This is a genomic window from Austwickia chelonae NBRC 105200 (genome assembly GCF_000298175.1).
Taxonomy (GTDB): domain Bacteria; phylum Actinomycetota; class Actinomycetes; order Actinomycetales; family Dermatophilaceae; genus Austwickia; species Austwickia chelonae.
The window spans coordinates 1-6,538 of the sequence record NZ_BAGZ01000023.1; the positions used below are offsets into that span (position 1 = coordinate 1).

Genomic DNA, 6,538 nt, shown 5'->3' on the forward strand with positions numbered 1-6,538 from the left:
TGTCACCGACGCGGCCGCCGGGGCGAGCAGCATCGCCGGCAATGTCTCCGATGCCGCTCGGGCGGCCAGCGAGTCGACCGCAGGGGCGGCCAATACGGCTCAGGCAGCGCAGGAACTCGCCGGTCGGGCCGCTGAACTCCAATCGTTGGTCAGCAGATTCCGGGTCTGAACCGGCACCTCCACCGGCATATCGTTCCGGGCCCGGCCACCCCTACGGTGACCGGGCCCGGAACGACGCCCGGCAACGTCCCGGCAGCACACGGGCCGCCGGGAGGAACGGACGGGCAGCGATCAACCGGCGCGGACGAGGGCGTCGGCAGCGAGATCGATCGCCAGCGAACGGAAAGCCTTCCCCCAGTCCCGAGGATCGTGCACCTCATCGGCCAGGGAATCCGCGGTGTACACGATCTGACCGAAGCGGATCCCCCGGAAACGGGCGCAAGCGGTCAACGCCGAACACTCCATGTCGACCACCTGACAACCTTCGGCGACCCGGGCCGTGATCTTGCCCCGGGTCTCCCGGAAGAGACCGTCCGTGGTCCACACCGGGGTCAACACGTACGGATGCCCGGCTGCCGCGACCGCCTCGGCACACGCCCGGACCATGTCCTCGTCCAGGTCGATCCACCGGGACGCCGGCTGATAGTGGTACGAGGTCCCCTCATCACGCAAGGCCTTCGTCGGAATGTAGAAGGCACCCGCCGGAGCCGGGACCAAGGCCCCGCACGACCCGGTCGTCACCACCGTACGCACCCCGCGGCGGAAGAAGTCGTCGGCCACGGCTACCGCGGCCGACGCCCCCATCGGCACCTCGGCCAAGGCGATCTGCACGTCCCGGTGCACACCCACCCACACCGGGAAGGTCATCGTGATCGTCTCGAAGGCGTACACCTGACGGAAACCGTGCTCCTCGGCCCAACGCGGGGTGACCTCCCCGGCGAGCGTGAGCACCAACCTTTCCGGCAGGGTGATCTCGCCGTGGTCGATGGCGGTCGAGACCACGTCCACCGGGTCGTCGTCGAACTCCGTCAACGGGAGCCGCTCCCCGGACGGGAGGAGGCCGGGCGCGGTCGGAGAGATGGTCGTCGTCAACTGTTCTGAGGAGGGCATGGGCACCAGGATGTCACCGCCTCATCCGGTGATGTCATAGGCCGCCAGGCGTTTCCGATCGCGTTTGCTGCTCTTGGCCTGCAGGGCGAGCAACTCGGCGTAGATCCCACCGCTGGCGGCGAGCTCGGCCGGGGTGCCGAACTCGTCGACCCTGCCGTCGCGGAGGGTGACGATCCGATCGACCGAGGAGATCGTGGCCAACCGGTGGGCGATGATGATCGTGGTCCGCCCGGTCATCAACGAGTCCAGCCCGGCCTGCACCAGACGTTCGGACCGGCCGTCCAACGAACTGGTCGCCTCGTCCAGGACGAGGACCGGGGCGTCCTTCATGATGGCCCGGGCCACGGCGATACGTTGCTTCTGCCCGCCGGACAGCTTCAACCCGCGCTCCCCGATGACGGTGTCATAGCCGTCGCGGAAGGACTCGACGAAGACATGGGCGTGCGCCCGCCGGGCCGCGGCCAACACCTCCTCCTCGGTGGCACCCGGGCGACCGTAGGCGATGTTCTCCCGGATGCTCCCGGAGAAGAGCGACGGATCCTGGAAGACCACCCCGACCTGGTCGCGGATCACCTGCGGCGCGGAGGAAGCGACCTCGTCGTCCCCGACGAGGATGCGGCCCGCCTGCGGACGGTAGAAACCCAACAGCAGACTGACCAGGGTGGACTTCCCGCCGCCGCTCTCGCCGACGAGAGCGACCCGCTCCCCGGCACGTACGGAGAACGTGATGTCACGCAGGACGTCCGCCTCGTCCCCGTAACCGAAGCACACCCCTTCGAAGGAGATCGCGGGGGCAGCAGGAGTCCCGGGTGCCGCTGCGGACACCGGAGCCGTCGTCGTCAACACCGGCGGGGACGCCGGACCGAACGCAGGCAGCTCCGCCCGGTCCGGCGGCAGGTCCATCACCTCGAAGTAGGACCGGGTGCCGGCCAGCGCCCGCTGGCCGGTGTCGACCAGGTAGCTCATCATCATCACCGGCTGCCGGGCCATGTTGACCAACTGGATCAGCAGCACCATCACCCCCAGGGTGAAAGCGCCCTGCACGGTGCGCACGAAGATCACCGCGTAGATCCCGAAGAAGATCAGGTTGACCGCGCCGTGCCGGGAGGCGTCCATCACGTGCCAGTACCGCGACTGGGTGCGGGTCAGCCCGACGGTGGCGGCGAAGGCCCGTTCGAAACGGGTGAGTTCCCGGTTCTCCTGGCGGAAGCTGCGGACCACCTTGATCTGGCCGACGACCTCGGCGAAACGGCCGCCCGCCTCGTCGACCACGGCGTTCTTCTCGCCTTCGAGCTTCTGCCAGCGGCTGCTCGTCAACGTGGTCAACCACATGAACACGGGGAAGAGGATCAACAACAGCAGCGCCAACGGCCACGCGTAGTAGCCGCTGATGCCGACCACGGCCACCACGGTCAGCAGCATCGGGCAGAAACTGTTCGCGAAGACCTGCAGGAAGTGTGAGGTCTCCGTGATGGACCGGTTCAACCGGTTGATGATCGTCCCGGTCATCTCGTCGTCGAAATAGCTCTGCGGCAGCGACAACAGATGGTCGAAATACCGTTGCGACATGATGGCCCGCAACCGGGAGGACATGACGTCGCCGAGATAGCCGCCGACATTCGTGATCAACGAGTGGGTGATGTCCACGGCCAGCAGGGCCAACGCGATCCAGACGATCCGGCGGACGGCCTCCTCGGTCGACCCCGGCGAAGAACCCGCCTGGGCGACCACGACATCGGTCGCCGCCTTCACGAGGAAGGGCACGACCAACGCGGTCGCCGCGGTCAACACCGACGTGAACGCGATCCCCAGGTAGTAGGGCCGCAGCTGCTGCGCCGAACGCAGCAGCCGCAGCAGATCTCTCACACCCGTCCTTGCCATAGGGCGTCGAAGGGCGCATTGCTGGCCACCCGTCCGCGAATGCCGCGGGTGACGAATTCCTTCGCCGTACGGGCCGCGGTCAACGGGTCGGCGCCCTTGGCCAGTTCGGCGGTGACCGCGGCGGCCAGGGTGCATCCGGCGCCCGACACGGCGACCTCCCCGATCTTCGGTGCCCGCAGCACCTCCAGGGTGTGCCCGTCGTAGAAGACGTCGACGGCGTCCGGGCCGGCCAGCCGCACCCCGCCCTTGGCGAGCACCACGGCACCGCTGGTGTCGTGGATGCGTTTCGCCGCCTCGATCAGGTGTTCCTCGGAGTCGATGGCGTCCATCCCGGACAGGCTCATCGCTTCGAACTGGTTGGGGGTGACGAAGGTCGCCAGCGGGAGGACCTGCTCCTTCAACGCATTGTCGGTGTCCAGCGCGGCACCGGGCTCCTGGCCCTTGCAGATCAGCACCGGGTCGAGGACGACCTGGGTCGCCGAGGCCCCGCGCAGGGCGGTGGCGACGGTGTCGATGGTGGCCGGGGTGCCGAGCATGCCGATCTTCACGGTGCGGACGTCGTAGCAGGCCAGCTGGGCTTCCAACTGGTCGGCGATGACCTGCGGGTCGACGGGGACGAAACGGTGACCCCAGTCAGACTTCGGGTCGAAGGAGACGATGCAGGTCAGGGCGACCATGCCGTAGGTGCCGAGTTGTTGGAAGGTCTTCAGGTCGGCCTGGGCACCGGCTCCACCGGTGGCTTCGGAACCGGCGATGGTCAGGGTGACGGGCGGCGGCGGGAGGAGTTCTGCGCTCATGCCCCCTATTCTCGCGTGCCCGAATGTCCTGCTTCATCCACGATGGCGGAGCGATCCCCGGCGTGGCCGTAACCGGACCGGGGGGATCGGCGGGGCCACGGCCCGCACCGCGCCCAGGGGCGCCCGGCCGAAGTGGCCGTCGTCGTCCTGCCAGGACGTCCGGGCGGCGACGATCTCGTCGTGCGAGCCGGCGACGATATTCCACCAGAGGATGAACTCGTGGTCGAAGGGGGTGCCGCCCAACAGGATGACCCGGCATCCGGCGTGGGTGGCCAGGTCGACCTGTTCCCGTCCGACCGGCACATAGGCCAGGTCACCGACCCGGATGGGGGTGCGGTTCACGGCGACCTCCCCGTCGATGAGGAGCACGCCGTGTTCCTGCAGAGGGTCGAGGGTGAGCCGTTCCGTCCCGGTGGTCAGGGTGATGTCGGCCGCGGTCAACGGGGTGTGCACCTGCGCGGGGGAACGCACCTCGGAGTGCGGCCCGGCCAATGACCCGACGAGGACGGTGGCCCGCATGGTGGGGGTGTTCAGCTGCGGCGGGTCGGTGATCTCCTGACAGCCCGGTTCGATGTCCCGGGCGTGGGGCGGCAGCGCGGCGGCCAGGCGGACACCGTGCAGAAAACGTCGTGCGTGCCGTCCGCCGCGGGGGTCGTCGACGCCGCTCTCGGCGACGGTGATCCCCGATCCGGCGGTGCCGATGCAGACGGTGCCGTGCCGCATGACGACGTCGGTGCCGAGGCTGTCCTGTCGGCGGATCAGACCGTCGACCGGCCAGGTCACCGACTGGATACCGGCTTCGGGGTAGGCGACGGTCTCCAGGAGAGTGGGACGGGTGTTCGGGTCGCCGAAGTCTTCCAGCAGACACCAGGCGCCGATCGCGGTGAGACGCCGCTCGGGCAGGGTGCGGCGGGTCGGGAGGCCGGCGTGCCCGCCGGACCTGTCGGCCGGGCGAAAGGATTCGCCGGTGTCACCTTCTGCGGGGGGCGATGCGGGCTCGTCTCCGGGCCCGGTGCGGCCCGGGGCGCGACGACGTCCGTTGTCCGTCGCATGGCGTGGGGACACGACGAGCCTGATCGGATCCATACGGCTGGCCCTCCGGAAGTCTGCGTCCTTCCACAGTAACGCCGAGGAAGACGAGTGCGGGAGAACTGAGCTCACGGCACGCGGGCATGCAGTCCGACCAGGAACAGCTCCAGCCCGTAGCGGAATCGTCCGATGGCGGCCTCGTCGGCACCGGGTTCCTCCGTGACACCGCGCACGCCCAGGGCGCGGGCCTGCGCATGATTCTGGGTGTCGACGGTGTGCCCCACCACGTAGTGCAGGAGCGCGGCCGACGCGGCCCGGGCTTCTTCCTCGCCGAGCCCGGCCGCGGTCAGAGTGGTCAGACAGGGGGCGTAGGGGGTCAGCTCGGGTGGGCGCAGAGCCAGCACGGAGGCGACCAGTTCGGCACCGTCCCGGTGGGCGAGCATCGCGGATCGGAGGGCCTGGGCCCAGCGGCGGACGTCCTGGGCCCAGTCGTGGCCGGTGGGCATCCGGGACACGTCGTCGAGGATCACTCCGGCGATGGCCGACAACAGCGACTGTTTGTTCGCGAAATGCCAGTAGATCGCTCCGGGTTGGACGCCCAGGGAGGTCGCGAGCCTCCGCATCGACAGGTCGGCGAAACCGTAGGCGTCGAGGGTGGCCAACGCGTGCTCGAGAACATCCTGGCGGTTCACACGAATCCCTCTCGGTCGTCGGCACGGTCCTGCGGACGCGGATGTGTCGGTGTCGCCGTCGTCCGCGTCCGAGCCCATCCTTGCGCAGCGACTCCGGCCGGGACAGTGGCGACGGGCGCCTGCCTGCCGATGAGGGGGGTCGAGACCACTGTCGCCGTCCGAGGAGTTCTGAGATCATGTGCCGCCTGCTCGCTTATGCCGCACCGGGACCTGCCGCGGTGGAAGAGCTGATCGGCGCGCGTCAGTGCCGTACGTACCGGATGATGGCGCGACTCCACGACGACGGATGGGGCACCGCCTGGCTCGACGAGAGCAGCGGCCACGCGATGGTGCACCGTCTGCGGACGGTCCTGCCGGGACACGAGGACGACCTGTTGCGGACGGTGATGGACCGGCCGCTGTCCCGGGCACGGATCTTCCACCTGCGCCTGGCCACCGACCGGATGGCCGTGCAGACCACCAACAGTCATCCCTTCCACGCCGACGGCCTGGCGTTCGCGCACAACGGATCGATCGCACCGACCCCGGTGTTGCGGGCCATGGTCGGTCCGGCGGCGATGGCAGCGGTGGAGGGCACCACGGATTCGGAGTTGTACTTCGCGTTGATCCGGGAGGGGACCGCGGCGGGGATGCCGTTGACGGACGCCGTGGCGGCGGCGATCGCCCGCATCCGTACGGCCTATCCGGCGGCCAGCCTGAACAGCGTGACGATGTCGACCGCGGAGATGGTCGTGGTCAACAGCAGCAGCGCCGCGCCGCTGCCGTCGTGGCATGTGCATCAGGCGCCGGGATCGGTCCTGCCCGACGAGCACGACGAGCGTTATTTCACGATGCGTTATCTCGTGAAGGAGGACGGGTCCTTCGTGGTGGCCTCGGCGGGCCTGGACACGTCGGGATGGCACGAGCTGCCCCAGGACAGCATCACCAGGGTCGACCTGGCGACGATGGAGGTCACGGTGCGTTCCCTGGGCGAGGTGCCGGTGGAGTTCTATCCGGCGGCGTGAACCGCGCGGCGGGCACTGACATGCC

The 6,538-nt window shown here is 69.0% G+C and carries 6 protein-coding genes; 1 reads left to right on the forward strand and 5 read right to left on the reverse strand.

The window, feature by feature from the left end:
* Window positions 1–291: 291 nt before the first annotated feature.
* The 5 genes from AUCHE_RS14610 to AUCHE_RS14630 all read right to left on the reverse strand — a co-directional run bounded on the left by AUCHE_RS14610 (window position 292) and on the right by AUCHE_RS14630 (window position 5,509).
* Entirely contained in the window at window positions 292–1,110 is an 819-nt protein-coding gene (locus tag AUCHE_RS14610; protein ID WP_052024948.1) for a nucleoside phosphorylase, read from the reverse strand.
* A 21-nt stretch (window positions 1,111–1,131) separates the two neighbouring features.
* A complete protein-coding gene (locus tag AUCHE_RS14615) occupies window positions 1,132–2,976 on the reverse strand; it encodes an ABC transporter ATP-binding protein (protein WP_006504101.1) in 1,845 nt (614 codons plus the stop codon).
* A complete protein-coding gene (locus tag AUCHE_RS14620) occupies window positions 2,973–3,788 on the reverse strand; it encodes a hydroxymethylpyrimidine/phosphomethylpyrimidine kinase (RefSeq protein WP_006504102.1) in 816 nt (271 codons plus the stop codon). Before AUCHE_RS14620 ends, AUCHE_RS14615 begins: the two co-directional genes overlap by 4 nt.
* A gap of 33 nt (window positions 3,789–3,821) precedes the next feature.
* Window positions 3,822–4,874 carry a pirin family protein gene (locus tag AUCHE_RS14625; protein WP_006504103.1) on the reverse strand — a complete coding sequence of 351 codons (1,053 nt, stop codon included), beginning with the start codon at window positions 4,872–4,874 and terminating at the stop codon, window positions 3,822–3,824.
* 71 nt (window positions 4,875–4,945) lie between these two features.
* A complete protein-coding gene (locus AUCHE_RS14630; RefSeq protein WP_006504104.1) occupies window positions 4,946–5,509 on the reverse strand; it encodes a TetR/AcrR family transcriptional regulator C-terminal domain-containing protein in 564 nt (187 codons plus the stop codon).
* Window positions 5,510–5,685: 176 nt separating this feature from the next.
* Here AUCHE_RS14630 and AUCHE_RS14635 point away from each other — a divergent pair, with 176 nt between their 5' ends.
* Complete coding sequence (locus tag AUCHE_RS14635; RefSeq protein WP_006504105.1) at window positions 5,686–6,513, forward strand: class II glutamine amidotransferase; 828 nt, start codon at window positions 5,686–5,688, stop codon at window positions 6,511–6,513.
* Window positions 6,514–6,538 lie beyond the last annotated feature (25 nt).

Bases quoted from the DNA above. Each gene is read 5' to 3' on its own strand.
- AUCHE_RS14610 (WP_052024948.1), bottom strand. From the start codon at position 1,110: ATGCCCTCCTCAGAACAGTTGACGACGACCATCTCTCCGACCGCGCCC.
- AUCHE_RS14620 (WP_006504102.1), bottom strand. From the start codon at position 3,788: ATGAGCGCAGAACTCCTCCCGCCGCCGCCCGTCACCCTGACCATCGCC.
- AUCHE_RS14625 (WP_006504103.1), bottom strand. From the start codon at position 4,874: ATGGATCCGATCAGGCTCGTCGTGTCCCCACGCCATGCGACGGACAAC.
- AUCHE_RS14635 (WP_006504105.1), top strand. From the start codon at position 5,686: ATGTGCCGCCTGCTCGCTTATGCCGCACCGGGACCTGCCGCGGTGGAA.